The 25,452-nt window shown below is 34.4% G+C and carries 26 protein-coding genes; 19 read left to right on the plus strand and 7 right to left on the minus strand.

What is annotated here, in order from left to right; all coding sequences use genetic code 11:
* Nucleotides 1–53: 53 nt before the first annotated feature.
* Both ACIQ6Z_RS04295 and priA read left to right on the plus strand, forming a co-directional pair.
* Nucleotides 54–617: a chalcone isomerase family protein gene (locus tag ACIQ6Z_RS04295; RefSeq protein WP_396209701.1), complete on the plus strand. Its 564-nt coding sequence runs from the start codon at nucleotides 54–56 to the stop codon at nucleotides 615–617.
* 140 nt (nucleotides 618–757) lie between these two features.
* Complete coding sequence (gene priA, locus ACIQ6Z_RS04300; RefSeq protein WP_396209702.1) at nucleotides 758–3,208, plus strand: primosomal protein N'; 2,451 nt, start codon at nucleotides 758–760, stop codon at nucleotides 3,206–3,208.
* On the opposite strand, the gene ACIQ6Z_RS04305 is transcribed toward priA, so the two are convergent.
* Complete coding sequence (locus ACIQ6Z_RS04305; protein ID WP_396209703.1) at nucleotides 3,205–3,900, minus strand: LytR/AlgR family response regulator transcription factor; 696 nt, start codon at nucleotides 3,898–3,900, stop codon at nucleotides 3,205–3,207. The genes priA and ACIQ6Z_RS04305 overlap by 4 nt on opposite strands.
* A 143-nt stretch (nucleotides 3,901–4,043) precedes the next feature.
* Here ACIQ6Z_RS04305 and rpsF point away from each other — a divergent pair, with 143 nt between their 5' ends.
* The 5 genes from rpsF (at nucleotide 4,044) to ligA (ending at nucleotide 7,719) form a co-directional block, all read left to right on the plus strand.
* The gene (gene rpsF / locus ACIQ6Z_RS04310; RefSeq protein ID WP_396140997.1) at nucleotides 4,044–4,385 is read left to right on the plus strand and encodes a 30S ribosomal protein S6; all 342 of its coding nucleotides are present in this window, start codon (nucleotides 4,044–4,046) and stop codon (nucleotides 4,383–4,385) included.
* 2 nt (nucleotides 4,386–4,387) lie between these two features.
* A complete protein-coding gene (gene rpsR, locus ACIQ6Z_RS04315) occupies nucleotides 4,388–4,684 on the plus strand; it encodes a 30S ribosomal protein S18 (protein ID WP_008253655.1) in 297 nt (98 codons plus the stop codon).
* A 63-nt stretch (nucleotides 4,685–4,747) separates the two neighbouring features.
* Nucleotides 4,748–5,191 (plus strand): 50S ribosomal protein L9, encoded by a 444-nt coding sequence (gene rplI / locus ACIQ6Z_RS04320; protein ID WP_396209704.1) that lies wholly within the window; start codon nucleotides 4,748–4,750, stop codon nucleotides 5,189–5,191.
* Between the two features lie 63 nt (nucleotides 5,192–5,254).
* Nucleotides 5,255–5,728, plus strand: a complete 474-nt coding sequence (locus tag ACIQ6Z_RS04325) for a DUF6495 family protein (protein ID WP_396209705.1) — start codon at nucleotides 5,255–5,257, stop codon at nucleotides 5,726–5,728.
* Nucleotides 5,729–5,730: 2 nt separating this feature from the next.
* Complete coding sequence (ligA, locus tag ACIQ6Z_RS04330; protein ID WP_396209706.1) at nucleotides 5,731–7,719, plus strand: NAD-dependent DNA ligase LigA; 1,989 nt, start codon at nucleotides 5,731–5,733, stop codon at nucleotides 7,717–7,719.
* A 10-nt stretch (nucleotides 7,720–7,729) separates the two neighbouring features.
* Here ligA and ACIQ6Z_RS04335 read toward each other — a convergent pair whose 3' ends face one another.
* The gene (locus ACIQ6Z_RS04335; protein ID WP_396209707.1) at nucleotides 7,730–8,647 is read right to left on the minus strand and encodes a bifunctional metallophosphatase/5'-nucleotidase; all 918 of its coding nucleotides are present in this window, start codon (nucleotides 8,645–8,647) and stop codon (nucleotides 7,730–7,732) included.
* Entirely contained in the window at nucleotides 8,647–9,432 is a 786-nt protein-coding gene (locus ACIQ6Z_RS04340) for a 5'-nucleotidase C-terminal domain-containing protein (protein ID WP_396209708.1), read from the minus strand. The genes ACIQ6Z_RS04335 and ACIQ6Z_RS04340 overlap by 1 nt, the downstream gene beginning before the upstream one ends.
* Before the next feature lie 45 nt (nucleotides 9,433–9,477).
* On the opposite strand from ACIQ6Z_RS04340, the gene ACIQ6Z_RS04345 reads away from it, so the two are divergent.
* The 12 genes from ACIQ6Z_RS04345 to ACIQ6Z_RS04400 all read left to right on the plus strand — a co-directional run bounded on the left by ACIQ6Z_RS04345 (nucleotide 9,478) and on the right by ACIQ6Z_RS04400 (nucleotide 21,215).
* Entirely contained in the window at nucleotides 9,478–9,996 is a 519-nt protein-coding gene (locus tag ACIQ6Z_RS04345) for a DUF6913 domain-containing protein (protein ID WP_396209709.1), read from the plus strand.
* 2 nt (nucleotides 9,997–9,998) lie between these two features.
* A complete protein-coding gene (gene dapA / locus ACIQ6Z_RS04350; protein ID WP_396209710.1) occupies nucleotides 9,999–10,877 on the plus strand; it encodes a 4-hydroxy-tetrahydrodipicolinate synthase in 879 nt (292 codons plus the stop codon).
* Between the two features lie 95 nt (nucleotides 10,878–10,972).
* Nucleotides 10,973–11,767, plus strand: coding sequence for an outer membrane protein assembly factor BamD (locus tag ACIQ6Z_RS04355; RefSeq protein WP_396209711.1), 795 nt, complete (start codon nucleotides 10,973–10,975; stop codon nucleotides 11,765–11,767).
* A 6-nt stretch (nucleotides 11,768–11,773) separates the two neighbouring features.
* Nucleotides 11,774–12,088: a DNA-directed RNA polymerase subunit omega gene (locus ACIQ6Z_RS04360; protein ID WP_008253630.1), complete on the plus strand. Its 315-nt coding sequence runs from the start codon at nucleotides 11,774–11,776 to the stop codon at nucleotides 12,086–12,088.
* Nucleotides 12,089–12,095: 7 nt separating this feature from the next.
* Nucleotides 12,096–13,307 carry a bifunctional phosphopantothenoylcysteine decarboxylase/phosphopantothenate--cysteine ligase CoaBC gene (gene coaBC, locus ACIQ6Z_RS04365; protein ID WP_396209712.1) on the plus strand — a complete coding sequence of 404 codons (1,212 nt, stop codon included), beginning with the start codon at nucleotides 12,096–12,098 and terminating at the stop codon, nucleotides 13,305–13,307.
* Nucleotides 13,297–14,187, plus strand: coding sequence for a DUF4835 family protein (locus tag ACIQ6Z_RS04370; RefSeq protein ID WP_396209713.1), 891 nt, complete (start codon nucleotides 13,297–13,299; stop codon nucleotides 14,185–14,187). The genes coaBC and ACIQ6Z_RS04370 overlap by 11 nt, the downstream gene beginning before the upstream one ends.
* 25 nt (nucleotides 14,188–14,212) lie before the next feature.
* The gene (gene recN, locus ACIQ6Z_RS04375; RefSeq protein WP_396209714.1) at nucleotides 14,213–15,865 is read left to right on the plus strand and encodes a DNA repair protein RecN; all 1,653 of its coding nucleotides are present in this window, start codon (nucleotides 14,213–14,215) and stop codon (nucleotides 15,863–15,865) included.
* Between the two features lie 62 nt (nucleotides 15,866–15,927).
* Entirely contained in the window at nucleotides 15,928–17,118 is a 1,191-nt protein-coding gene (gene fabV / locus ACIQ6Z_RS04380; protein ID WP_396209715.1) for an enoyl-ACP reductase FabV, read from the plus strand.
* 137 nt (nucleotides 17,119–17,255) lie between these two features.
* On the plus strand, nucleotides 17,256–18,254 hold the full coding sequence (locus ACIQ6Z_RS04385; RefSeq protein WP_396209716.1) for a glycosyltransferase: 999 nt from the start codon (nucleotides 17,256–17,258) through the stop codon (nucleotides 18,252–18,254).
* Between the two features lie 2 nt (nucleotides 18,255–18,256).
* Complete coding sequence (gene coaE, locus ACIQ6Z_RS04390) at nucleotides 18,257–18,844, plus strand: dephospho-CoA kinase (RefSeq protein WP_396209717.1); 588 nt, start codon at nucleotides 18,257–18,259, stop codon at nucleotides 18,842–18,844.
* A gap of 71 nt (nucleotides 18,845–18,915) precedes the next feature.
* On the plus strand, nucleotides 18,916–20,499 hold the full coding sequence (locus ACIQ6Z_RS04395; protein WP_396209718.1) for a sensor histidine kinase: 1,584 nt from the start codon (nucleotides 18,916–18,918) through the stop codon (nucleotides 20,497–20,499).
* A gap of 17 nt (nucleotides 20,500–20,516) precedes the next feature.
* Nucleotides 20,517–21,215 (plus strand): response regulator transcription factor, encoded by a 699-nt coding sequence (locus ACIQ6Z_RS04400; protein ID WP_396209719.1) that lies wholly within the window; start codon nucleotides 20,517–20,519, stop codon nucleotides 21,213–21,215.
* Nucleotides 21,216–21,255: 40 nt separating this feature from the next.
* Here ACIQ6Z_RS04400 and miaA read toward each other — a convergent pair whose 3' ends face one another.
* The 4 genes from miaA to ACIQ6Z_RS04420 all read right to left on the minus strand — a co-directional run.
* Nucleotides 21,256–22,191 carry a tRNA (adenosine(37)-N6)-dimethylallyltransferase MiaA gene (gene miaA, locus ACIQ6Z_RS04405; protein WP_396209720.1) on the minus strand — a complete coding sequence of 312 codons (936 nt, stop codon included), beginning with the start codon at nucleotides 22,189–22,191 and terminating at the stop codon, nucleotides 21,256–21,258.
* 2 nt (nucleotides 22,192–22,193) lie between these two features.
* Nucleotides 22,194–23,555, minus strand: coding sequence for an exonuclease domain-containing protein (locus tag ACIQ6Z_RS04410; protein WP_396209721.1), 1,362 nt, complete (start codon nucleotides 23,553–23,555; stop codon nucleotides 22,194–22,196).
* A 44-nt stretch (nucleotides 23,556–23,599) separates the two neighbouring features.
* On the minus strand, nucleotides 23,600–24,250 hold the full coding sequence (locus tag ACIQ6Z_RS04415) for a YggS family pyridoxal phosphate-dependent enzyme (RefSeq protein WP_396209722.1): 651 nt from the start codon (nucleotides 24,248–24,250) through the stop codon (nucleotides 23,600–23,602).
* A 24-nt stretch (nucleotides 24,251–24,274) separates the two neighbouring features.
* Nucleotides 24,275–25,452 (minus strand): DUF1015 domain-containing protein (locus tag ACIQ6Z_RS04420; RefSeq protein ID WP_396209723.1); only part of this gene is annotated, 1,178 nt, incomplete at its 5' end.

Genomic DNA, 25,452 nt, shown 5'->3' on the forward strand with positions numbered 1-25,452 from the left:
AAAATTGAAAAGAAAAAATTTATATCTTAGCAAAAATTAAAAAACTATTTATTATGAAAAAACAATTTATTACTTTTTTAGTTCTTGTAGCAACTGTATTTACTGCAAACGCACAAGTAACAGTTTCTGATGTTAAAGTTGACGGTAAAATGTCACTGGAAGGAGAAAGTTTGGTCTTAAACGGTGCAGGTATTAGAGAAAAAATGTGGATTGATTTATATGTGGGATCTTTATATGTGCCTAAAAAGACTTCTAATGCAAAAGAAATCATCGATAGTAAAGATGCAGCTGCTATCAAATTGAATATCATTTCTGGAATGATTACCTCAGAAAAAATGATTACTGCAATCAACGAAGGATTTGTAAATGCGACAGGAAATAAAACAGCACCTTTAAAAGCTAAAATTGATAAATTCAAAGGATTTTTTAAAGAGGAAATTAAAAAAGGAGATGCTTTTATTATCATTAATGTTCCTAATGAAGGAGTAGTAGTGTATAAAAATGGCGCTAAAAAAGGAAGCATTGAAGGACATGATTTCAAGAGAGCCTTATTCGGAATTTGGTTGTGTGATAAACCAGCAGATGCCGATTTAAAATCAGCGATGTTAGGAAAATAATTCCAATTAGTCAGATATTATAAAAAAGCGTTCTCAATCGAGAGCGTTTTTTTTATGGAATATATTCCAATTCTTTTGCAATCAAATATCTTTTTTCTGATTTCTTTTATCTATTCTCTTTTTCAAACTATATTTGTTCTATGTTGTATTTTATTGAAGTAGTATTACCCTTAGCGGTCGCCAAGACCTTTACGTATCAAGTTTCGGAAGCAGAATTTAATTACATTCAAATTGGAATGCGCGTCGCTGTACCCTTTGGTAAAACAAAAATAGTGACGGCTTTAGTCTTGGAAAAAAACAACATACCTCCTCAACTCTATGAGGCGAAAGAGATTCATCAAATTTTAGATGAAAAACCTGTTGTGAACGCTTTTCAAATCGAACACTGGAAATGGATAGCTTCTTATTACATGTGCTCATTAGGAGAGGTGTTTCGAAGTGCTTTGCCTTCGGGATATATTTTGGAAAGTGAAACCCAGATTTCTGCAAAAGAAAATGCGGCAATTGATCCCTTTGAATTAAGAGACGACGAGTATTTAATACTGGAGGCCCTGAAGCATCAATCTTCGATTACAATACAAGATGTAATTAAAATTTTAGGGAAGAAGACGGTTTTTCCAATAATTAACAAATTACTCGAAAAAGGGGCCTTGGTCTTGCAAGAAGAAATTGCAGAGCAATACAAGCCTAAACTGGTACGTTATATAAAATTACATAATACTTATTTACAACCAGATAAACTGTCCGAATTGCTTAATGAGTTAACCGGTGCGAAACGCCAACGCGAATTGGTTTTGCACTATTTCCAATTGCATGCTCAAGATAAAAATCCAATTTCGGTAAAGAAACTTGTGGAATCTTCAGGTTGTACATCTTCTATTGTTAAAGCCTTAGTAGATAAAGCTATTTTTGAAGAATATTATATAGCTCAAGATCGTGTAATATTTGATGAAGCAACCGACAGCCAATTTACATTGAGTGCACCACAGCAAGAAGCCTTTGAATCTATACAGCAAAATTTAAATCAGTTTGACGTAAATTTACTGCATGGGATTACAGCTTCTGGAAAAACAGAAATTTACATTAAGCTTTTAGAATATTATGTACAGCAAGGTAAACAGGTGTTGTTTTTATTGCCTGAAATTGCTTTAACTACACAGCTGGTACAACGATTAACAGCCTATTTCGGCAATGAAGTTGCTGTTTTTCATTCAAAATACACCAACAATGAGCGCATAGAAGTTTGGAATCAAGTATTGGAACAGTCTCCAAAAGCAAAAGTGGTTATTGGGGTTCGAAGTGCTTTGTTTTTGCCGTTTAGTAATTTGGGGTGCATCATTATTGATGAAGAACATGAACCTACCTACAAACAAAATGATCCAGCACCTCGATATCATGCCAGAGATGCTGCTATAGTATTAGCAAAACAGCATCAGGCAAAAGTCCTTTTAGGAAGCGCAACGCCCAGCTTGGAGTCCTACTATAACGTTCAAACCAATAAATACGGATTGACCGAATTGAACGTTCGGTATGGTAATGTGGTTTTACCTGAAATTTTTCTAATCGATATTAAAGACAAATATTTTAGAAGGAAGATGACCGGTCATTTTTCAGACGAACTTATAGAAGCAATTGCTGAAACTTTGGCCAATAGCGAACAAGTTATTCTGTTTCAAAACCGTCGTGGCTTTTCGCCTTATGTCGAATGTATGACTTGCGGTCACGTGCCACATTGTCCAAGTTGCGATGTGAGTTTGACATATTATAAGTTTAAAAATCAATTGCGATGCCATTATTGTGGCTATTCGATGGCAAATCCATCCCATTGTCACAGTTGTCAATCGGTTGATTTGACCACTAAAGGTTTTGGAACGGAGCAAATAGAAATGGAATTAAAGGCCCTTTTCCCAGAGAAAAATATTGGTAGGATGGATCAAGATACCACGCGTGGTAAATTTGGTTTTGAAAAAATTATTGATGCGTTCAAAAATAGAGAAATTGACGTTTTAGTTGGAACTCAAATGTTGGCCAAAGGTTTGGATTTTGATAATGTAACGTTGGTAGGTATTTTAAATGCCGATAATTTGCTCAATCAACCCAATTTTAGAGCCTATGAGAGGGCGTTTCAAATGATGACGCAGGTTTCGGGTAGGGCAGGTCGATCGCAAAAAAGTGGAAAAGTTTTGATTCAAACCTTCAATCCACATCACAATACCATCCAACAAGTCTTGGGTACTAATTATGCGGGTATGTATAAAGAACAATTATACGAACGCCAAAATTTTAAATATCCACCGTTTTACCGTTTGATTAAACTTACCCTAAAACACCGCGATTTTGAAAAATTAAAAGAAGGATCCCTTTGGCTTTATAACGTATTGGTGAAAAGTTTACCTTTTCCAGTTTTGGGTCCAGAAGAGCCAGCAATCAATAGAATTCGAAACGAATACATTCGAACCATAATGGTTAAGATTCCGGCGCAATCTAATTTAAATCAGGCAAAAATAGTAATTGGTAAAACTCGAAATAGTTTTGAAGCAATTCCGCAGTATCGAGCTATTAAGATTACAATTAATGTAGATGTTTATTAATTGTTTTCGATGGCTTTTACAATTTCATCCTTTTTGTTTCGGCTGAGCGGAATTTTTGTAGTGCCAATTTCGGCAAATTTATTGTTGAATTTCTCTACTCGTGCAATATTGATAATGAACGATTTGTGAACGCGAAGGAAGCGATTTGCTGGAAGTTCTTTTTCAAATCCTTTCATGGTAGACAGCACCAAATGAGTTTCGTCGTCGGTAGCTACTTTGATGTAATCGCCATAGGCTTCAATCCATTTGATTCGCGAAAGATAAATTTTAAGCTTTTTTAAATTACTCTTAATAACAATACTATCGCCCGGATCTTCCGTGTTTTCATAGCGCAACGCATGAAGTTCTGTAGCTTTTTTTACAGCTTTTATAAAGCGTTCTTTTGAAATGGGCTTTTGAAGAAAATCAGTAGCTTCATAATCAAAAGCTTTAACGGCATAATCGGCTTTTGAAGTTATAAAAACGATTTGAGGTTTCGTTTTTAATCCATCTAATAAGTCAAATCCATTAATTAAAGGCATTTCAACATCTAGAAATATCAGGTCAATGGCATTGTGATTGATACAATTTTTTGCCTCAAGGGCGTTTGCAAAATCACCAATTAAATGGAGTAACGAAGATTCATTTACCAATTTGGTAATGGTTATTCTTTGCACGGCACTATCATCAACTACGATACAATTTAACTTCATGTGATTTTTTTATACGAAGTTAAAAGTATAATAAATAATACAACAAAACAAATTACCCTATAAAAATATTTGATCAGTGCTTGGTTATTAGAATAAAAACACTATTTTTGCACCCAATTTTATAACATTAAAATACAAAGATTATGAATCATTATGAAACTGTTTTCATCTTGAATCCCGTTTTATCTGAACAACAGGTAAAGGAAACAGTAAGCAAGTTTGAAGATTTTCTTACTTCTAAAGGATCTGAGATGGTATCGAAAGAAGATTGGGGCTTAAAAAAATTAGCCTACGAAATTCAACACAAGAAAAGTGGATTTTACCACTTATTCGAATTCAAAGCACCAGCTGAAATTATTATTGCATTTGAAACTGAATTCCGTCGTGATGAGCGTGTTATGCGTTTTTTGACGGTGTCTTTAGATAAACATGCAATTTCTTGGGCAGAAAGAAGAAGAGTAAAATTAAAAGCTAAAACAAACTAATCATGTCTACATTAGAGCAATCTGCAAAAGGTAAAAAAGACGGAGATATTAGATATCTAACGCCTTTGAACATTGATACAAACAAAACTAAAAAATACTGTCGTTTCAAAAAATCAGGTATCAAATATATCGATTACAAAGACGCAGACTTTTTATTGAAATTTGTGAACGAGCAAGGTAAAATTTTACCAAGACGTTTAACAGGTACTTCTTTAAAATACCAAAGAAAAGTTTCTGTAGCTGTTAAAAGAGCACGTCACTTAGCTTTAATGCCATACGTGGCCGATTTATTAAAATAATAATTAACAAATAGTTGTTGCTTCGCCATAGGCGGGCTAACTTCTACTAAAAAGGACAACAACATGGAACTTATCTTAAAACAAGACGTTCAAAATTTAGGATTTAAAGATGATGTAGTAACAGTAAAAAACGGTTACGGTCGTAATTTTTTAATTCCTCAAGGAGTAGCTATTTTAGCAACACCTTCTGCTAAAAAAGTGTTGGCAGAAAATTTAAAACAAAAAGCACACAAAGAAGCTAAAATTGTAGATGATGCTAAGAAATTAGCTGAAGCTATCAAAGCTTTAGAAATTAAAATTACTGTTAAAGCAGGTGGTGATAAATTGTTTGGATCTGTTACTAACGCTAATATTGTGGAAGCATTAGAAGCTAACGGTCATTCAATTGATAAAAAATTCATCACTAGTGGTGTAGTAAAACGTGTAGGTAAATATACTGCAACGGTTAGATTACACAGAGATGTTATTGTAGAATTACCTTACGAAATTGTAGGAGAAAAAGCATAATTTTTCAAAAAAAAATATAAAAATGCCCCGATTTTTTCGGGGCATTTTTTTTATATTTACCTCATGAAGTATGCACGATTAACCAAAGAACAATTAGAAGAACTGCACCCCGAATTTATAACTTTTTTGGCGACACAATCTATTGATAAAATAGAATGGGATGATATTAAAAAGAACCGTCCTCATGTCGCTGAGCAAGAGATTGATCTGTTTTCTGATGTTATTTGGGATAAGGCTTTAACAAATGTGACATACATTGATCATTTTTCAAAAAATTACATTTTCCTTTTTAAATGTGTAGATCAAGTGTTCTTTTCTTGGGTAGTGAAAACGAATAATCCTCAAATTGATTTTGTTTCAGCCGATGGAATTCATTGGTTGGCCGATAATTTATTTTCAGATGATGTAGAAATCACTAGAGGAAGAAAAGATATTTCGGATAACAGAAATTCAGCCTTGTTTGATATTATTAAACAAGGGGGTATTATTAGTAAAGGAGAATTATTCAATAAATTGGACAATTTAATCAATCAATAACTATGAGTGTTTTAGCGGCCATCACTAATTTAAGAACAGAATTAAATCAGCATAATTATAATTACTATGTATTGGATCAGCCTACGATTTCTGATTTTGAATTTGATCAAAAACTAAAACAATTACAGGAATTAGAACTACAATATCCCGAGTTTTTTGATGAAAATTCGCCCACGCAACGTGTCGGTGGTGCCATTACCAAAAATTTTACGACGGTTGTACACGAACATCGGATGTATTCCTTAGACAATTCCTATTCCAAGGAAGATCTTCAAGATTGGGAAATCCGAATTCAAAAAATGTTGGGAGATGTGCCCTTAGATTACACCTGCGAATTAAAATACGATGGCGCGTCAATTAGTATTACTTATGAAAACGGTCGCTTGTTGCGAGCTGTTACGCGCGGTGATGGTTTTCAAGGAGACGACGTAACGCATAACATCAAAACCATAAAAGCAGTTCCAATTCATTTAAAGGGTGATTTTCCAGATAAATTCGATATTCGTGGCGAGATAATTTTACCCTTAGCCGGATTTGAAAAAATGAATCAGGAACTCATCGAAATAGGTGAAACACCCTATTCAAACCCAAGAAATACAGCTTCTGGAAGTTTAAAATTACAAGACAGTGCCGAGGTGGCAAAACGACCATTGGATTGTTTGCTGTATTTTGTAATTGGTGCTAATTTGCCTTTCAAAACGCAATTTGAAGGTTTGCAGAAAGCAAGAGATTGGGGATTTAAAGTGCCTGGTCAGTCTATTTTGGCTAAAAATTTAAACGAAGTTTTTGATTTTATTGCGTACTGGGACAAACACCGTCACGATTTACCCTATGAAACGGATGGCGTGGTGATTAAAGTCAATACTTTACAACACCAAGAAGAATTAGGTTATACTGCTAAATCACCCCGATGGGCTATGGCTTACAAGTTCAAAGCAGAACAAGTGACAACACAATTGAATTCCATTTCGTATCAAGTGGGTCGAACAGGAGCCATCACTCCAGTAGCTAATTTAGAGCCGGTACAATTGGCCGGAACAATTGTAAAACGCGCGTCGTTACACAATGCGGATCAAATCGAAAAATTAGACATCAGAATCGGTGATTTTGTATTTGTAGAGAAAGGAGGCGAAATCATTCCTAAAATTATTGCAGTCGCTCAAAGAGGGGCGGAAATTGAACCTACTAAATACATTACGCATTGTCCAGAATGTCAAACCGAATTGGTTCGTAGCGAAGGAGAAGCCAATCATTTTTGTCCAAATTTTTATGGTTGCCCTCCCCAAATTATTGGAAGGATTCAGCATTTTATTACCCGAAAAGCCATGGATATCGATGGGCTAGGGGGTGAAACGGTTGCTTTATTATGCACCGCAGGATTGGTTGCTAATTATGCCGACTTATATACTTTACAAAAAGAGCAAATTCTTCCGCTAGAACGCATGGCTGAAAAATCAGCTGAAAATTTAATTCAGGGGATTGAAAATTCAAAAACCATTCCTTTTGAACGCGTGTTGTATGCCCTTGGCATTCGCTATGTAGGTGAAACCGTGGCCAAAAAATTAGCCAAATACTATAAGTCAATTGATGCTATTGCTAAGGCAAGTATTATGGATTTAATATTAGTAGATGAAATAGGGGATAAAATTGCTCAAAGTGTGGTGCAGTTTTTCGACAATCACGAAAACCAACGTATTATTGAGCGATTGAAGCAGTATGGAGTTCAATTGGAATCAGTGGCAGAGGAAGCACTGCTTTCCGAAAAATTGAAAGGCAAAACCTTTGTAGTTTCGGGTGTTTTTGAATTGTATTCAAGAGACGAACTCAAAAAAGCTATTGAAGATAACGGGGGAAAAGTGGGGAGTTCCATTTCGGCTAAAACCGATTTCGTAATTGCTGGCGAAAATATGGGTCCTGCAAAATTAGAAAAAGCCAACCAACTGAAAATTGCAATAATTTCAGAAGGTGACTTTAAAATAATGGTAGAATAATCGGGTTTGATTACGATACTATAATTGCTTTTCCATTACCTGTAATAGCGGCATCGTCTGAAAAATAGAAATCAACACGCCCCAAATTAATGCCATAGCAGCCAACTTGATTGATCATCACTTCTTTTCCATGACTGTTTTTTTGGATGACAGGCTTGTCTAAAAAAGTGTGTGTATGACCCCCGATGATTAAATCAATGTCTTTAGTTTTCTTTGCTAAATCGAGATCAGAGACTTTATTGGGTTCGTTTTTGTAAGAAAAACCAAGATGAGACAAACAAATTACCAAATCACATTTTTTATTGTGTTTTAATATACGTGCCATATCTTGTGCTACTTCAACGGGATTGTTATACACTGTTTCTTTATACGCTTTTTTATCTACGAGTCCCTCCAGTTCAATTCCCAATCCAAATACGCCAATCTTAATACCTCCCTTGTTAAAAATTTTATAAGGTTTAACATGGCTGTCTAATACCGTATTCTTGAAATCGTAATTAGCCGATACAAATTCAAATTTGGCATGGGGTAGTTGCGCATACAAGCCGTCAATACCATTGTCAAAATCATGGTTTCCTATAGTGGCCAAATCATATTGCATCATGCTCATTAATTTGAATTCCAATTCGCCTCCATAAAAATTAAAATAAGGTGTGCCTTGAAAAATATCACCTGCGTCAAGCAACAACACATGTTCTTCTTCTTTTCTAATGTTTTCTATGATTGCTGCTCTTCTAGCTGCACCTCCCATATTTGGATTGCGGGGATGATCTAACGGAAAAGGATCGATATGACTGTGTACATCATTGGTATGAAGTATGGTGATTTTTTTGGTTTCAAGCGTTGTAAAACTGCTTAAACCGATATTTGCTAATCCTAGTAAGGCAGTTCCAGCAGCTGTTTTTTGGATAAAATCTCTTCTTTTCATTATTCTAAAATAATTTTTTCATCTTTTAATACCGGTAAGGTGTCTACTTTTTTGAAATAATCGATTAATACATTTCTAATCTTATAATCCAAGTCATATTTTTCAGTACTTTCTTGGAAAAAAGTCATGTTGTCTCCACCGTTTGCTAAATAATCAGAAGTGGCTACATAGTACATTTTTTCATCTTCAAGTGGTTGTCCATTTACCAAAATACGTTTTATAGTGAAATCGTTTTTATCGGCAAAAAATTGAATTCCATAAATAGGATGTGCCTTTTTTTCCGTCATGAGATAGGTTCCCATGGCCCTTATTTGAGTGCCTTTTAGCGCTACAACATATAAGCTGTTCTCAAAAGGCATGACTTCAAAAGCAGTTCTTGTACTAACATTGCCTTGTGGAATAATAGAACGAATACCACCACTGTTTAATAAACAAATATCGATAGTTTTTTGGGTTCTTTTCTCAAACACGGGATTGCCAAATTCAAAAACAGCCGTTGCTAATAAATTTCCAATTGTGGTTTGCCATTTCCCTTTACTTTTGTCCATAGTTTCCGGACAATACGCCAAAACGCTATCCAATTCTTTTGTGATTTTATCTCTATACGGAGCTACATAAGCTTCGATTTCTGTATTTGCTCCTTTTTCTGTAGTAATACCAATTTTTTTACCTTCTACTTTATAATTGTAAAACTCCTGAGTTTTGCAAGAAAAAAGACCACTAAATGTTAATAATATAACAAAATAGCGAAAAAGTAATGTATTCTTTTTTACATTTACCATCATAATGAACGACTTAATTTATAATTTTGTCTGAGAGGTAAAAATACTATGTTTTATAAGATTATCAAGGATTTTTTTCTAAAAAAAATTGTAACTAAAAGGTTATTAAAACAGCAAAGCCTTTTGGTTCAAAACAAAATAGTAACCCTTGGTGTGTTAGTAGACGAAACCTATTTTTCAAATACACCTGGATTATTAGATCAGTTATGCTTGCAAGGGTTTCATAGAGAGCAAATTACGGTATTGGTTTATAAAGATAGAATTAAATCTAAGGAAGAAATAGCGGTCCCATTTGTTTCGTTGAAAAATATTTCATGGTCAGGCGAAATAAATAAGCCCGATGTAAACGATTTTATTACTACTCCATTTGATCTATTGATCAATTATTATGATGTGAACAAGTATCCTTTATTGTTATTGTCAATTGCGTCGAAAGCTACTTTTAAAGTAGGTTTTGAGAGTGTAGATAAAAGAGTTAATCATTTTATAATTAAAGCTGTTGTATCTCAATATGAAGCTTTTACTTTTGAGTTGGTCAAATATTTAAAAATTTTAAACAAAATATAAAAATGCAATCATTTATTGGAACGGGTGTTGCACTAGTAACCCCATTTAAAAAAGATTTTTCGGTAGACTTTGAAGCGCTAACAAAAATTGTAAATTATGTCATCGATGGAGGAGTCGAATATCTTGTTGTTTTGGGTACCACCGCAGAAACAGCTACACTTTCAAACGATGAAAAAGAATTGGTAATAGCTACAATTGTTAAAGCAAATGCCGGAAGATTACCTTTGGTTCTTGGTGTTGGAGGAAACAACACTTTAAAAGTGGTAGAGGAATTAAAAACCAGAGATTTTTCTAATTTTTCAGCCATATTATCGGTTTCACCTTACTACAACAAACCAACACAAGAGGGAATATATCAACATTTTAAAGCTATAGCTGAAGCTTCGCCAATTCCTGTGATTGTCTACAATGTACCTGGAAGAACGGCAAGTAATATGTTGCCTTCAACCGTTATTCGATTGGCGCAAGATTTTAAAAACATCATCGGAATTAAAGAAGCGGCTGGAGATATTGTTCAAGCCATGAAATTGATTCAAAACAAACCGGAAGGATTTTTAGTGATTTCAGGAGATGATATGATTACATTGCCTATGGTTTTAGCGGGTGGCGCAGGTGTTATATCGGTAATTGGAGAGGGATTTCCAAAAGAATTTTCAGAAATGGTTCGCCTTGGATTGCAACGAAAAGTTGATGAGGCATACCAATTGCATTATTTGTTAGCCGATAGTATTGATATGATTTTTGAACAAGGTAATCCTGGTGGAATTAAAGAAGTCTTTAAGGCATTGGGTTTGTCTGAAAACACAGTGCGATTACCACTTGTAAATGTGAACGAAGATTTAGCATCTCGCCTGAATCAATTCACTAAAAAAATAGGGTAAAAAAAGATTTTTATAGTATGTAAATAATATCTAAATTTGCAGTTGCTTTTTAGATATCTTTATATTGATATTTTTAAAGATAAAACAGTAACCAAATGAATAAAATTTTTAGTTTCTTTATAATTCTTGTGCTTTTTGCGTCATGCAATCAGTATCAAAAAGCATTAAAGTCTGATGATGTGGCTGTAAAAACAGAAGCAGCAAATAAAATGTATGAAACTGGAAAGTATTTAAAAGCAATCCGTTTGTATGAGCAAGTGGCTCCCGCATACAAAGGAAAGCCTCAAGCTGAGCGTTTGTTTTATATGTATTCAAAAGCATTGTACAATACAAAACAATATTATTTAGCGGGTTATCAATTTGAAAATTTTGCTGCTAGTTATCCTAAAAGTGAAAAAAGAGAGGAAGCTTCCTTTTTAGCCGCAGAATGTTTTTATAAATTATCTCCGGTATATAGTTTAGATCAAACAGATACCGAAAAAGCACTTGAGAAAGTTCAAAAATTTATTGACACGTATCCAAATTCAGAATATTTACCAAAAGCAAATGTTCACGTCAAAGAATTAAGAGAAAAGTTGGAGAAGAAAGCATTTGAGATTGCTAAGCAATACAATAGTATTTCAGATTTTAAAGGTGCTTTGAAAGCCTTTGAAAATTTCCTAGCCGATTATCCAGGTACTCCCTTTAAAGAACAAGCACTGTTCTATCGTTTGGACTCGGCCTATAAATTAGCTATTAATAGTGTGGAATATAAAAAGGAAGAACGTTTAGCCTATGCAAAGTCAACCTACACTAATCTGATTAAATTTAAGTCAGATACCCAATATAAAGCATCAGCAAATGATATGTTGGTAACCATTGAACAAGAATTAAAACAATTTTCTAAATAAATAATCATGGATTTAAAGAAAACAAATGCTCCTGTAAATACGATTACGTATAATAAAAGTAAACTAGAAGAGCCTACAGGAAATATTTATGAAGCCATCACGATCATGTCGAAGAGAGCCAATCAAATTAATACCGAAATCAAAAAGGAATTAATTGAAAAATTGGAAGAATTTGCCACATACAATGATAGTTTAGAAGAAGTTTTTGAAAATAAAGAACAAATCGAAGTTTCAAAATTCTATGAAAAATTACCAAAACCACATGCTTTAGCAGTACAAGAGTGGGAAGAAGGTAAAATTTACTACAGAGATTCTAAATAATCCAAATATGTCTGTTTTAAGCGGTAAAAAAATCTTACTAGGTATATCTGGTGGTATAGCTGCTTATAAAACAGCCCATTTGGTTCGATTATTAATAAAAGCAGGTGCACAAGTACAAGTTGTAATGTCACCTGCTTCTTTGCATTTTGTTACCCCCTTAACGCTTGCAACTTTATCTAAACGCCCTGTTTATTCTACATTTTATGATGATGAAGATGAAAAAGGAACTTGGAATAATCATGTGGAGTTAGGATTATGGGGCGATTTTATGCTCATTGCACCCGCTACAGCCAATACACTCTCAAAAATGGCAAATGGCACCTGCGACAACTTACTCATAGCTACTTATTTATCGGCAAAATGTCCGGTATATTTTGCGCCAGCAATGGATTTGGATATGTACAAGCATCCTTCATCGCTGGAAAGTTTTCATAAATTACAATCGTTTGGTAATAAAATAATTCCCGCTGAAAATGGCGAATTAGCGAGTGGTTTATCCGGAGAAGGTCGCTTAGCAGAACCCGAAAATATTGTAGCTTTTCTTGAGAAAGATTTATTGAGTCAATTGCCGTTGAAAGGAAAAAAAATCATGGTAACCGCTGGTCCAACCTATGAATCCATTGATCCAGTTCGATTTATTGGAAATCATTCCACTGGTAAAATGGGATTTGATATTGCCATTCAGGCTGCAAATATGGGAGCAGAAGTGGTGTTAATATCAGGACCCACTCATTTGCAAATTGATCATGTACTAGTAACTGTAGTTCCAGTTGTTTCTGCACAAGAAATGTATGATGCCTGCCACCAGTATTATAATGCGATGGATGTAGCTATAGCAGCTGCAGCAGTAGCCGATTATCGTCCAAAAAATGTAGCATTACAAAAAATAAAAAAAGACGATGCTTCGTTATCTATTACATTAGAGAAAACAGATGATATTTTAGCGTCTTTAGGCAAACAAAAAAACAATCAGTTTTTAATAGGTTTTGCTTTAGAAACTGAAAATGAAATTGAAAACGCTAAGTTGAAAATTCAGAAAAAAAACTTAGATTTGATTGTTTTAAATTCGTTAAACGATAAAGGTGCCGGTTTTGCGCAATCCACCAACAAAGTAACCTTTATTGATCGTGATTTTAGAGTAGAACCTATGGAATTAAAATCGAAAGAAGCCGTGGCTTTTGATATTGTAACTAAAATAATCCAACATTATGAAGCATAGTTTAGTACTTTTTGTTCTTGTATTCTTTACACAATTTGGATGGGCTCAAGAGCTTCAAGCAACTGTTTCGATTAATTATCAACAAGTTAGTAATGGAAATCCACAGCTTTTTGCTAACTTAGAAAAGCAAGTAAACGAGTTTCTGAATACTACAAAATGGACAGATAGGCAATTCAATGATATTGAAAAAATAACATGTAATTTTTTTATAAATATTACGAGTTACAATTCAAATAACTTTGAAGCTACCATACAAGTACAGTCCTCAAGGCCTATATTTAATAGTACTTTTTCGGCCCCAATAGTAAACATTAATGATAAAAACTTTTCGTTTCGATTTATAGAATTTGAAGCCATGGTTTACGATCAAAATAGTTTCAATTCTAATTTGGTTTCTGTTTTAGCCTATTACGCTAACTTAATTATTGGGATGGATATGGATTCGTTTGCCTTAAAAGGAGGAACTAAATACTTGGGAATAGCTTCAAATATTGTTAATGTTGCAGAAACTAGTGGTTATAAAGGATGGAGTCAAACAGAAGGCACCAATAATAACCGAAATTTTTTAATTTCCGATTTATTGTCAGCGACTTTCTTACCCTATAGAACAGCAATGTATCAATATCATAGATTAGGATTAGATACCATGGCTGATGACCTTTTAAAAAGTAAAGAGGCAATAGCCACTTCAATTTCCACATTAGCAGAAATTCAAAAAGTCCGACCGAATTCTTTATTGGCCCGAACTTTTTTTGATGCTAAAGCTGATGAAATTGTCTCAATTTTTGCAGAAGGTCCGCGTATGGATAATGCAAAACTTCTGGAAACATTGCAACGGATTTCCCCCTTAAATTCTCAAAAGTGGAATAAAATTAGATAAGTTAATGCTCCTGAATTCATAAAGTATGCTGCTTTCACTTTCCATAAAAAACTACGCCTTGATCGAATCTCTTGAAACCGATTTTTCAAATCAGTTTTCAGTGATTACAGGAGAAACGGGTGCTGGTAAATCGATTTTACTGGGAGCCTTAGGGTTGGTTTTGGGAAATAGAGCCGATTTAACTTCTTTAAAAGATAAAGCACAAAAATGCATTATTGAAGCTACTTTTTCGATTCAAAATTATCATTTGGAAGCCTTTTTTGCTGAAAATGATTTGGATTATGAAGAGCGAACTATTATTCGCAGAGAGATTTTACCCACAGGAAAATCCCGCGCATTTATAAATGATAGTCCGGTGAATCTTCAAGAATTACAAGAATTAGGTACGTATTTATTGGATATTCATTCCCAGCATCAGACTAGAGCATTGACAGAAGCAGTGTATCAATTGGAAATTATTGATGCTGTGGCTAATAATTCGACTTCCGTAGCGAAATATCAACAACAATTAGCTGATTTAAAAGCCAAGCAAAAGCAATTGCATGAAATGTTGGCCGAAAAGCAATTACTAGAAAAAGAACACGAATACCATTCGTTTTTATTGAACGAATTACTAGCTGCTAATTTACAAGAGGGAGCGCAAGAAATTCTTGAGCAAGAGTTAGAGCAATTGAGTAATGTGGAATTCATAAAGGAACAATTTTCTAGGATATTAGCTATTGCCAACGAAGAGCAAATTGGTGCAATTGTTCAATTAAAAGAAATGAGATTGGCGCTACAAAAGCTTAGTCCCTTTTCAGCAACTTATTTGGAACTTTCGGAACGCTTTCAAAGCACTTTTCTTGAACTGGAAGATCTCTTTAATGAATGCGAACAAAGCAATGATAGAATCAATGCCGATCCGGAGCGTTTGGATTATGTAAATGCTAAGCTTCAAGCCTTATACAGCTTGCAAAAAAAACATCAGGTGCAATCCATTGCAGAATTGCTTGTGATTCAAGATCAATTGGATCACAAAGTATTAAAAGTGGATGATTTAGAGGTTCAAATTCAAAAAACAGAGTTGGAAGTGCAAAAAGCCATTGCAGCAATTGATGCGATAGCGCAACAAATCACAAATGACAGAAAAGAAGCCATTCCACAATTGGTTTCAAAAATCAAAACAATTCTTGCGCAACTGGGTATGGCAGAAGCTAATTTTCAATTTGATTTAGTTACCACAGAACACTATTTTTCTGCAGGGAAAGATGAGTTGAATGTTTTGTTTTCTGCTAATAAAGGTACCGATTTTGGCCTGCTGAAAAAAGTAGCTTCAGGTGGTGAAATGTCGCGTATTATGCTGGCTGTTAAATCTATTTTGGCGCATTATTCAAAATTACCAACCATCATTTTTGATGAAATTGATACCGGAGTGTCGGGTGAGATTGCAATAAAGATGGGTGAAATCATGCAAGAAATGAGTCTTACCATGCAAGTTTTTGCGATTACGCATTTGCCACAAATAGCAGCCAAAGGGGATACCCATTATAAAGTAGTAAAGCGAAGTCATGGAGCTACTACAATTTCCGAATTGGTTTTGTTGTCACCAGAAGATCGCATAGCGCAAATTGCAGAGATGTTATCGGGTAAGGAGGTAACGGCATCGGCATTGGAACATGCGAAAGCTTTGTTGAATTAAAATTTTCAGTTACTTTTGTAACCAAATCAATTAAGATAAAAACCATTTAATATACTAAAGAAATGATAATAGAGCCAAGAATGCGCGGATTTATTTGTTTGACAGCCCATCCAAAAGGTTGCGAACAAAACGTAAAAAATCAAATCGAATATGTTAAATCAAAAGGTGCTATTCACGGTGCTAAGAAAGTATTGGTTATTGGTGCTTCTACCGGTTTCGGATTGGCCTCAAGAATTTCAAGTGCTTTTGGTTCAGATGCGGCTACTTTAGGTGTATTTTTTGAAAAAGAACCTTCAGAAGGAAAAACAGCATCGCCAGGTTGGTACAATTCTGCAGCGTTTGAGGTGGAAGCTACAAAAGCTGGTTTGTATGCAAAAAGTATTAATGGAGATGCATTTTCAAACGAAGTAAAAAACCAAGCCATTGAATTGATTAAAGCCGATTTGGGTCAGGTTGATTTAGTCATTTATAGTTTGGCTTCTCCGGTTCGTCAGCACCCAACAACTGGTGTCTTACATCGTTCTACGTTGAAACCAATTGGAGGAACTTTTACCAATAAAACGGTTGATTTCCATACGGGCAATGTTACGCAAGTTTCAATTGAACCGGCTAACCAAGAAGACATAGACAATACAGTTGTTGTAATGGGGGGTGAAGATTGGTCTATGTGGATGAATGCATTAAAAGGTGCAGGTGTTTTAGCTCCAGGTGCCACAACAATTGCTTATTCTTACATTGGACCTGAAGTAACAGAAGCTGTTTATAGAAAAGGAACGATTGGAAGAGCTAAAGATCATTTAGAAGCTACGGCTTTTGAAATTACAAAACAATTGTCAGATTTGAATGGTAAAGCTTATGTTTCGGTTAACAAAGCATTAGTAACGCAAGCAAGTTCTGCAATTCCTGTGATTCCATTATATATTTCTCTTTTGTATAAAATCATGAAAGCTGAAGGGATTCACGAAGGATGTATCGAGCAAATCCAACGTTTGTACCAACAAAGATTGTTTACTGGAAATGCGGTTCCTACAGATGAACAAGGTAGAATTAGAATTGATGATTGGGAAATGCGTCCAGATGTTCAAGAACGAATTGCAAAATTATGGTTGGAATCTACGACAGAATCTTTGGTTGAATTAGGAGATTTAGCGGGTTACAAACAAGATTTCTTGAATTTATTTGGTTTTGGATTTGAAGGAGTAGATTACCAAGCCGACACGAATGAAATGGTTCACGTTCCAAGTATAAAATAAACGAGTACTTTATAAGTAAAAAAATCCTGAATTTTCAGGATTTTTTTTTGCCGAATTTGTTCATAGAATTTGGATTTTATTTTGTGTAATGCACGTTATGAAATCGCTATTTTTTGTAGGTTTGTAAAAAATAAGATATGTATTTTTCTTTTATTATTCCCGTTTACAATAGGCCCGATGAAATTGATGAATTGTTAGACAGTTTGTCAAAATTTACTTCAAATATTCCATTTGAAGTGGTAGTGGTGGAAGATGGATCTACGATAACCTGTGATGCAATTATAGAAAAGTACCAATCCAAGTTGACCATTTCTTATTATTTTAAGCCCAATTCGGGTCCGGGTGATTCTAGAAATTACGGAATGAGGGTAGCAAAAGGAGATTATTTTCTTATTTTGGATTCCGATTGTATTCTGCCAGCTGATTATTTATCACAAGTTACACATAGTTTAAATGCAGAATACGTGGATTGCTTTGGAGGTCCCGATGCAGCCTTAGATTCGTTTTCAGATATTCAAAAAGCTATAAATTTTACCATGACTTCCTTTTTGACAACAGGAGGTATTCGTGGAGGAAGTGAAAAAGTAACCCAATTTCAACCCCGAAGTTTTAATATGGGATTGTCAAAAATTGCTTTTGAAGCTTCGAATGGATTTGGAAACATTCATCCCGGAGAGGACCCCGATTTGTCAATTCGTTTATGGAATTTGGGTTTTAAAACCAAACTTATTAAAACCGCTTTTGTATATCATAAAAGACGTATTAGCTGGGATAAGTTTCAAATACAAGTGAATAAGTTTGGCAAAGCGCGCCCTATATTAAACGCGTGGTATCCAGAGCATGCAAAAATCACGTTTTGGTTTCCAGGTTTGTTTGTGATTGGTTTTGGGTTGTCGTTTGTGCTGTTGCTTTTAAATTGGCCTTATTTTATGGCTTTATATTCAGGTTATTTCTTGCTTTTATTCCTGGTTTCTTGGATGCAAAATAAGAACATTACTATTGCGTATTATTCACTTTATGCTGCAATTATTCAGTTTTATGGGTATGGAAAAGGATTTTTAAAATCCTATTATAAAATTTTCATTTTAAAACAAGAGCCAGAAGTAGCATTTCCTGAATTGTTTTTTAAAAAATAAGGATGACAAAAATTATCGGTTTAACAGGGGGTATTGGAAGCGGCAAATCTACTGTAGCGCACTATATAGCTTCAAAAGGTATTCCGGTATATGTTGCTGATGAAGCTGCAAAATCGCTTATGGAGCAGCCTGAAGTTGTTGCTCAAATCAAAGCCATTTTTTCGCAAAACGTAATTGCTGCCGATGGAAAATTAGATCGTGAAACAATTGCTAAATTGGTATTTTCAGACCCCGATCTATTGCACAAGTTAAATGCTATTGTGCATCCTTTAGTAAAAGCACATTTTTTAGGATGGATGCAACAATATAAATCGGAACCCTTTGTGGTTAAAGAAGTGGCTATTTTATTTGAAACGGGTGGTAATGCAGCATGTGACAAAGTGATTTTAGTAACAGCTCCCGAGGCAATTAGAATACAACGTGCGATGTTGCGTGACAATGTCAGCGAAGAAGCTGTCCTCAATCGGATGAAAAACCAACTTTCCGATGCCGAAAAAAGTAAGAAAAGTGATTTTGTTATCTCTAATATCGACTTAAAAGAAACGTTTGTTCAGACCGACGAAATTCTTAAAATTTTATCAAAACTTTAAAAAAAAGTTTTTATGTTAATCTTTGGTTAATAAATTTTAGCAATAAATGTTAAAATGTTAAATTTGTTTCGATGAATAAGTCAAGATTTCGATTGTTGGTCTTTTTAATGAGTTTGTCATTAATCGGCATTATTTTAGTTCAATTGTATTGGATTACAACCTCGTTGAATAAAAATGAAGAAGAGTTTAAATATCACGTTCAGCAGGTTTTAGGGAATGTTTCTAACAATTTGAAAGAAAAGGAATTGATTTCTTTTTTTACGAAATATAACGAGATCAAAGACAGTATAGGAAAAGATCCAGAAACAAGTCAGCTGAAAGAAGTATATTTTTATGAGCGCGATACCAAGACCAATGAAACCATCATTTATACCAATACTTTAGTTGCTGAGAATTATGGAATAAACAGTTCTTTTTTTGATAATACTTCTGATTCTATCAATATTGGTACGTTAATATCAAAACGAAAAACCGAAGTTTACAATGGAAATACGATAACGGATGCTAATTTTCAATTAAACAACAAACCAAATATAACCAATTTAAAATCAGGCAGTTTGTCAAGTTTAGACAAAGCAAATTATGAGGTTGTTTTTAAAGATATTGTTGCACAAAAACCTTTGCAACAGCGAATTTCCAACGAAGAATTGAAAGTAATACTTAAAGCTGAATTAAAAAAGTATGGTGTAAAAACCCCTTTTGAGTTCGGAATTTACAGTAATGGCTTGGCTACTAAAATTCGTTCGGATAAGTTCCGATATGAGAAAAACACCACGTATGGAATTCCTGTTTTTCAGGATAATGAAGGAATGTCAAAATACCAATTGTTAGTTCGATTTCCGCAGAAAAGTAAGTTTGTTTTTTCATCCTTAATTGGAATTTCAAGTTTATCGTTGTTGTTTACCTTGGTAATTGTTTTGACGTATTCGAGTGCTTTAAATCAGTTGATTAAACAAAAACAAATTTCAGAAATCAAGACCGATTTTATCAATAACATGACCCATGAGTTTAAAACGCCAATTGCTACTATTAATTTAGCCTTAGATGCCATAAAAAACCCAAAAATTATAGACGATAAAGAAAAGGTGCAGCGCTATTTGCAAATGATTAAAGATGAAAACAAGCGCATGCATGCTCAAGTTGAAAATGTATTGCGGATTTCTAAGTTAGAAAAGAATGAATTGGATATTTCTAAAGAACCTAGAGATGTGGTTGAAATTATAGAAGATGCTATAGAACATGTGAGTTTGATTGTTGAAGATCGTGAAGGAACAATATACCAGCATTTTGAAGCAACTAGAACTACTATTTTACTCAATGAGGTGCATTTTACCAATTTATTAGTAAATGTGTTGGATAATGCCATTAAATATTCTCCAGAAGCTCCTATTATTGATGTGTTCACCGAAAATATAAAAGATTTTATATTGATAAAAATACAAGATCAGGGAGCAGGAATGAGCAAAGTAGCTCAAAAACGTGTTTTTGAAAAGTTTTATAGAGAACATACAGGAGATTTGCACAATGTCAAAGGACATGGATTGGGATTAGCATACGTAAAACAAATTGTAGAAGACCATAATGGTCAAATTTATGTAGAAAGCGAAAAAGGAAAAGGAAGTACCTTTATTATAAAAATGCCATTAATAAACTAAAGAAATATTCAATTACTATGGAAGGAAAAAAAATATTATTAGTAGAAGACGATCCAAATTTTGGTGCCGTTTTAAAAGATTATTTGATGATCAATGATTTCGATGTTACGTTGGCTAAAAACGGAATGGAGGGATTTGAAAAATTCAAAAAAGATACTTTTGACTTGTGTATTCTAGATGTGATGATGCCTTATAAAGATGGATATACATTGGCGAGAGAAATACGCGAAAAAAATCTAGAAGTGCCTATTGTATTTTTAACTGCAAAAACACTAAAAGAAGATGTGTTAAAAGGCTATAAAGTAGGAGCAGATGATTATTTGAACAAACCTTTTGATTCAGAGGTCTTGTTGATGAAAATCAAAGCTATCATTCAACGTAAAGCAACTGAGGTACGTCCAGATACTACAAAATTTGAATTCGAAATTGGCAAATTCCATTTGAATTCAAAATTACGTTTCTTAACGTTCCCAGGTCAAGAACCCATTAAATTATCTCCTAAAGAGTGTGAATTGTTGAAAATGTTAGCACTGCACGAAAATGATTTGATGCCGAGAGAGTTAGCATTGACAAAGATTTGGAGAGACGACAACTACTTTACATCACGAAGTATGGATGTATATATTGCCAAATTGAGAAAATTCTTGAAATTAGACGAGGATGTGGAAATCTTAAACATTCATGGCGAAGGTTTTCGATTGGTGATCAAAAAATAATAAAAAAAGCCCTAAATAATCAGGGCTTTTTTATTGTAATTTATTCCTTTACTCTTTTTTCTAAAAGCGTAATGATTTCATTTCTGTCAATAGTATAGTCAAACCAACTTACGTTTTCTGTTCGTTTAAACCAAGTCATTTGTCGTTTGGCAAAGCGTCGGGTATTCATTTTGATTTGTTCTACGGCATTACTGAGTAATACAGTATCTTTAATCTCGGAATCGAAATAATCAAACAATTCTCTGTACCCCACTGTTTGTAAAGCATTCAGCTGTTTGTATGGATACAGAGCTTTCGCTTCCGCTACGAGTCCGTCTTGTATCATGAGGTCTACCCGCTGATTGATTCTGCTGTAAATATGTTCTCTTTCCGCGTCTAAACCAATGATGATTGGTGTAAATTTTCTTTTGTTTTTTCGTTTTCCAATAAAACTCGAATACGGTTTTCCAGTTCCGATACACACTTCTACAAAGCGTTTCATTCGTTGTGGATTTTGTAATGTTTGTGGGTTTTGGTTAGCAATTGTAGCGAAAAAGGATGGGTCTAACAGTTGTAATTGCTCTTGCAAATAGTCAATTCCTAAACGATCAAATTTTTCATTAATGGAATGTCTAACCGGTTCATCAATTGCTGGAAAATCATCAAACCCTTTCAATATCGCATCTACATATAAACCCGAACCTCCAACCATAATTTGGATATTGCTTTTTTGAAATAGTTCGTCCAATTTTGTCAACGCTTCTTGTTCAAAATCTCCCACCGAATACGACTCAAAAATCGATTTGTTTTGAATGAAGTGGTGGGGAGCAGCCGCTAATTCTTTATCTGAAGGTACCGCAGTACCAATTTTCATTTCCTTAAAAAATTGTCTACTGTCGCACGAAATAATATTACAACCAAAATGTTGAGCTAAAGCAATACTTAAGGAAGTTTTTCCTATTGCGGTGGGTCCTATTATTGTGATCAGATAATTCAAAGCTAAAATTTAATGATTTTGAATATTTTATTTTTACGCAAATAACTTTGGATAATCGTTTTGACATCCCGGTTGTGTTGCATGGGAATGATGATGTTTTTTAAAATATCGATATTGGTTATTTGATAGTTTAATTCGTAAAAACAATAGCCTTTGTACACCCCATTCTCGATCAATACGGCACTGCGTTCGTCAAACGATCGTCCGCGATCTAATAGTACCATGTTATTGTTTTCAAATGCGGTTTCATTTATAAATTCTTCTACACGTTCGTTATAGGTTTCTGGGGCTTCTTCGCCCAAACAAGCCCCGTTACATTCTTTTATTTTGTATTGAAAGCATCCGTTTTTAGTGTCATACAGTCCGTTGACCTTTTGGCATAAATTGTATTTTTCTGTAATCTTAAATAAGGCATTTTTACCTTCCTGTAAACTAGTAAACGAGGTGATTTCTTTTTTCCGACCGTCAGCTTTTTCAACGGTTAAGGCCCAATAACTCGCGGTATTTTTATTTTGGTAAAGCGCATACTGAAAAATGCTTTTGCGTTGCGCTCGGTTATAAATCGGTTTGTTGATTTTTATTTCTTCGCTTTCTTTTAGCAATGCAATCAATTCACTACCTGTTTCTTCATAGGTGACTGCAAACACATCGCGCTGTATTTTTTTACATTTAGTGGTTGTGCCAGTAAAATGTTGGTTGACCCTTTTTTTGATATTTTTACTTTTACCAATATAGATTAAATCTCCTTTCTCATTGTGAATGTAATAAATTCCAGTTTTTGAAGGTAAATTTTCTACGATATCCAATAATTTAGGCGACATGCCCGATTTAATTTCGGTTTTAACGAAGCTTTTCAAAATTTCTTTTTCAACATCTTTTGCTAAAAGCATTTTGAATAATTTCACTGTTGCCAAGGCGTCTCCGCTCGCACGGTGACGATCAGACATGGGAATGCCTAACGCACGAACTAATTTTCCCAAACTATAGGAAAGTTGGTCCGGAATAAGTTTTTTGGCTAATTCAACCGTACATAAAGTGGGTTTCTTGAAATCATACCCCAAACGTCTGAATTCGGTTTGTAAGATTCGGTAATCAAAGGAAGCATTATGAGCCACTACGATGCAACCCTCGGTGATTTCAATGATGCGTTTAGCGACTTCATAGAATTTTGGAGCACTGCGCAACATAGCATTATTGATACCGGTTAATTTTACTACAAAAGGCTGTATGGGTTTTTCGGGATTCACTAAGCTGATAAATTGATCTACAACTTCATGGCCATCAAACTTATAAATAGCAATTTCGGTAATACCTTCTTCATTGTATTGCCCACCAGTGGTTTCTATGTCGAGTATACAGTACAAATATGTGATTTGTAATAAGTGATTAGTAATTCGTCTATGATCTTTTATCTGCTTCCAAAGATACTACTTCCAATTCGAACCATTGTACTGCCACAAGAAATAGCGAGTGGAAAATCTCCAGACATGCCCATAGAAAGAGTTTTGAGTTCGGAGTTTTGAGTTCGGAGTTTATCAAAAATAGTTTTCAGATTGTTGAATTCTTTTTCGATTTGGTTTTGGTTGTTGGTGAAAGTTGCCATTCCCATTAGTCCTACGATTCTGATGTTCTTTAAAGTATTAAATTCTTCAGACGTTACAATATCATTTAATTCTTCTTCATCTAATCCAAATTTGGTTTCTTCATCGGCGATATGAATTTGCAATAAGCAATCAATTATACGTTTGTTGTTGGCCGCTTGTTTGTTGATTTCATACAATAATTTAAAACTATCCACACCATGAATTAAATTTACAAATGGCGCCAACTGTTTTACTTTTCGCGATTGCAAATGGCCAATAAAATGCCATTGTATGTCCTTAGGAAGCGCATCGTGCTTTTCAACTAGTTCTTGCACATAATTTTCTCCAAAAATACGTTGCCCCGCATGATAAGCTTCCATCAAATCAGCCACAGGTTTGGTTTTTGAAACCGCAACCAAAGTCACGTGAGCAGGAATTTGGGATTTTATTTCGATAAGATTTTGAGCTATTGGCATATTATTTCTTTATTGATCGAAAACTTACAATTCATACACCACCAATCCATTTCTAAATTTTGGCTCTATGTAGGTTGATTTGGGTGGCATAATTAAGTTGTTGTCTGCTAGTGCTTTAATTTCGTCGATATCAGAAGGGTAGAGCATGAAGCCTACTTCAAATTCACCTTCGTCAACTAATTCTTTAATAGTGGCAATCGATTGTTTACCGGGTATATAGTCAATGCGTTCGTCGTTGCGCAAATCTTCAATACCTAATAAAGGATGCAATACAGTAGTATACAATATTTGTGCATCTAAATTATTTAATAGCGAAGATTCTTCGTGTTGATCGTGTTTGTAAAACAGCGCATAAAAACTATCGCCTAAATACATCCCAAATTCAAACTTATTTTGTGGTTTCCACAATTCTTGATCTTTGGTTTTGATGATGAAATGTTCGGCTAGTTTATTGATAAAATCGTCTTTGGTTAACCCATTTAAATCCCTTACCAAACGGTTATATTCGTATATTTTTACAGTACTTTCAGCAATCAAAAAGCTCATGAAATAATTCAAATTTTCGTTGCCTAGATAGTTGTTTTGCTCGTATAACAATTCGGCAGAAGCCGATCGGTGATGGCCGTCGGCAATATATAAATTCGGAATTTTTTCGAAATGTTCGACCAGCCAATCCATTTCGGTTTGGGTATCCAATTTCCACAAGGTATGTTTTTCTTTATTGGGGGTAGCAAACGAATAAACAGGTTGCTGTTGTTTTTGTAGCGAAAGGAAGGTATTGATTTCGATACTATCGGGATAGGTAATTAATACGGGTTCGGTATTAAAATGCGTTTGGTGCAAATAATCTTTGAACAATTCCACACGATATTGCAAGGTGTCTTCGTGTTTTTTGATGTACCCATTTTGATAATCTGCTATTGAAGCACCCGCAATGATGCCCGTAAAAAGTTGGTCTTTGGTTTCGATTTCATAAATATAAAACGCAGTGCTATTTTCAGCGATAAGAATGTCCTCGTCTTTGAAATCTTGGTATTTGTGGGCAACTCCTTTGAATCGTTTTTCAAGTGTTATTTTTTGTGCATGTGCATAGGCCGGATGTATCACGTGCAAAAACGAGTAGGGATTAAAACTCAACCAAGCTGCTAACTCAGCCGAACTATAATCGTCATAGGTCCTGCAAGTAACTAATGCTACTTTAT

Origin of the sequence: Flavobacterium sp. (assembly GCF_044376915.1) — a bacterium.
GTDB lineage: Bacteria > Bacteroidota > Bacteroidia > Flavobacteriales > Flavobacteriaceae > Flavobacterium.

Bases quoted from the DNA above. Each gene is read 5' to 3' on its own strand.
- ACIQ6Z_RS04355 (WP_396209711.1), top strand. From the start codon at position 10,973: ATGAATAAAATTTTTAGTTTCTTTATAATTCTTGTGCTTTTTGCGTCA.
- coaBC (WP_396209712.1), top strand. From the start codon at position 12,096: ATGTCTGTTTTAAGCGGTAAAAAAATCTTACTAGGTATATCTGGTGGT.
- ACIQ6Z_RS04400 (WP_396209719.1), top strand. From the start codon at position 20,517: ATGGAAGGAAAAAAAATATTATTAGTAGAAGACGATCCAAATTTTGGT.
- fabV (WP_396209715.1), top strand. From the start codon at position 15,928: ATGATAATAGAGCCAAGAATGCGCGGATTTATTTGTTTGACAGCCCAT.
- ACIQ6Z_RS04415 (WP_396209722.1), bottom strand. From the start codon at position 24,250: ATGCCAATAGCTCAAAATCTTATCGAAATAAAATCCCAAATTCCTGCT.
- rpsF (WP_396140997.1), top strand. From the start codon at position 4,044: ATGAATCATTATGAAACTGTTTTCATCTTGAATCCCGTTTTATCTGAA.
- ligA (WP_396209706.1), top strand. From the start codon at position 5,731: ATGAGTGTTTTAGCGGCCATCACTAATTTAAGAACAGAATTAAATCAG.
- rpsR (WP_008253655.1), top strand. From the start codon at position 4,388: ATGTCTACATTAGAGCAATCTGCAAAAGGTAAAAAAGACGGAGATATT.
- ACIQ6Z_RS04325 (WP_396209705.1), top strand. From the start codon at position 5,255: ATGAAGTATGCACGATTAACCAAAGAACAATTAGAAGAACTGCACCCC.
- ACIQ6Z_RS04370 (WP_396209713.1), top strand. From the start codon at position 13,297: ATGAAGCATAGTTTAGTACTTTTTGTTCTTGTATTCTTTACACAATTT.
- dapA (WP_396209710.1), top strand. From the start codon at position 9,999: ATGCAATCATTTATTGGAACGGGTGTTGCACTAGTAACCCCATTTAAA.
- coaE (WP_396209717.1), top strand. From the start codon at position 18,257: ATGACAAAAATTATCGGTTTAACAGGGGGTATTGGAAGCGGCAAATCT.
- rplI (WP_396209704.1), top strand. From the start codon at position 4,748: ATGGAACTTATCTTAAAACAAGACGTTCAAAATTTAGGATTTAAAGAT.
- ACIQ6Z_RS04305 (WP_396209703.1), bottom strand. From the start codon at position 3,900: ATGAAGTTAAATTGTATCGTAGTTGATGATAGTGCCGTGCAAAGAATA.
- ACIQ6Z_RS04340 (WP_396209708.1), bottom strand. From the start codon at position 9,432: ATGATGGTAAATGTAAAAAAGAATACATTACTTTTTCGCTATTTTGTT.
- ACIQ6Z_RS04295 (WP_396209701.1), top strand. From the start codon at position 54: ATGAAAAAACAATTTATTACTTTTTTAGTTCTTGTAGCAACTGTATTT.
- priA (WP_396209702.1), top strand. From the start codon at position 758: ATGTTGTATTTTATTGAAGTAGTATTACCCTTAGCGGTCGCCAAGACC.
- ACIQ6Z_RS04345 (WP_396209709.1), top strand. From the start codon at position 9,478: ATGTTTTATAAGATTATCAAGGATTTTTTTCTAAAAAAAATTGTAACT.
- ACIQ6Z_RS04395 (WP_396209718.1), top strand. From the start codon at position 18,916: ATGAATAAGTCAAGATTTCGATTGTTGGTCTTTTTAATGAGTTTGTCA.
- ACIQ6Z_RS04335 (WP_396209707.1), bottom strand. From the start codon at position 8,647: ATGAAAAGAAGAGATTTTATCCAAAAAACAGCTGCTGGAACTGCCTTA.
- recN (WP_396209714.1), top strand. From the start codon at position 14,213: ATGCTGCTTTCACTTTCCATAAAAAACTACGCCTTGATCGAATCTCTT.
- ACIQ6Z_RS04360 (WP_008253630.1), top strand. From the start codon at position 11,774: ATGGATTTAAAGAAAACAAATGCTCCTGTAAATACGATTACGTATAAT.
- ACIQ6Z_RS04385 (WP_396209716.1), top strand. From the start codon at position 17,256: ATGTATTTTTCTTTTATTATTCCCGTTTACAATAGGCCCGATGAAATT.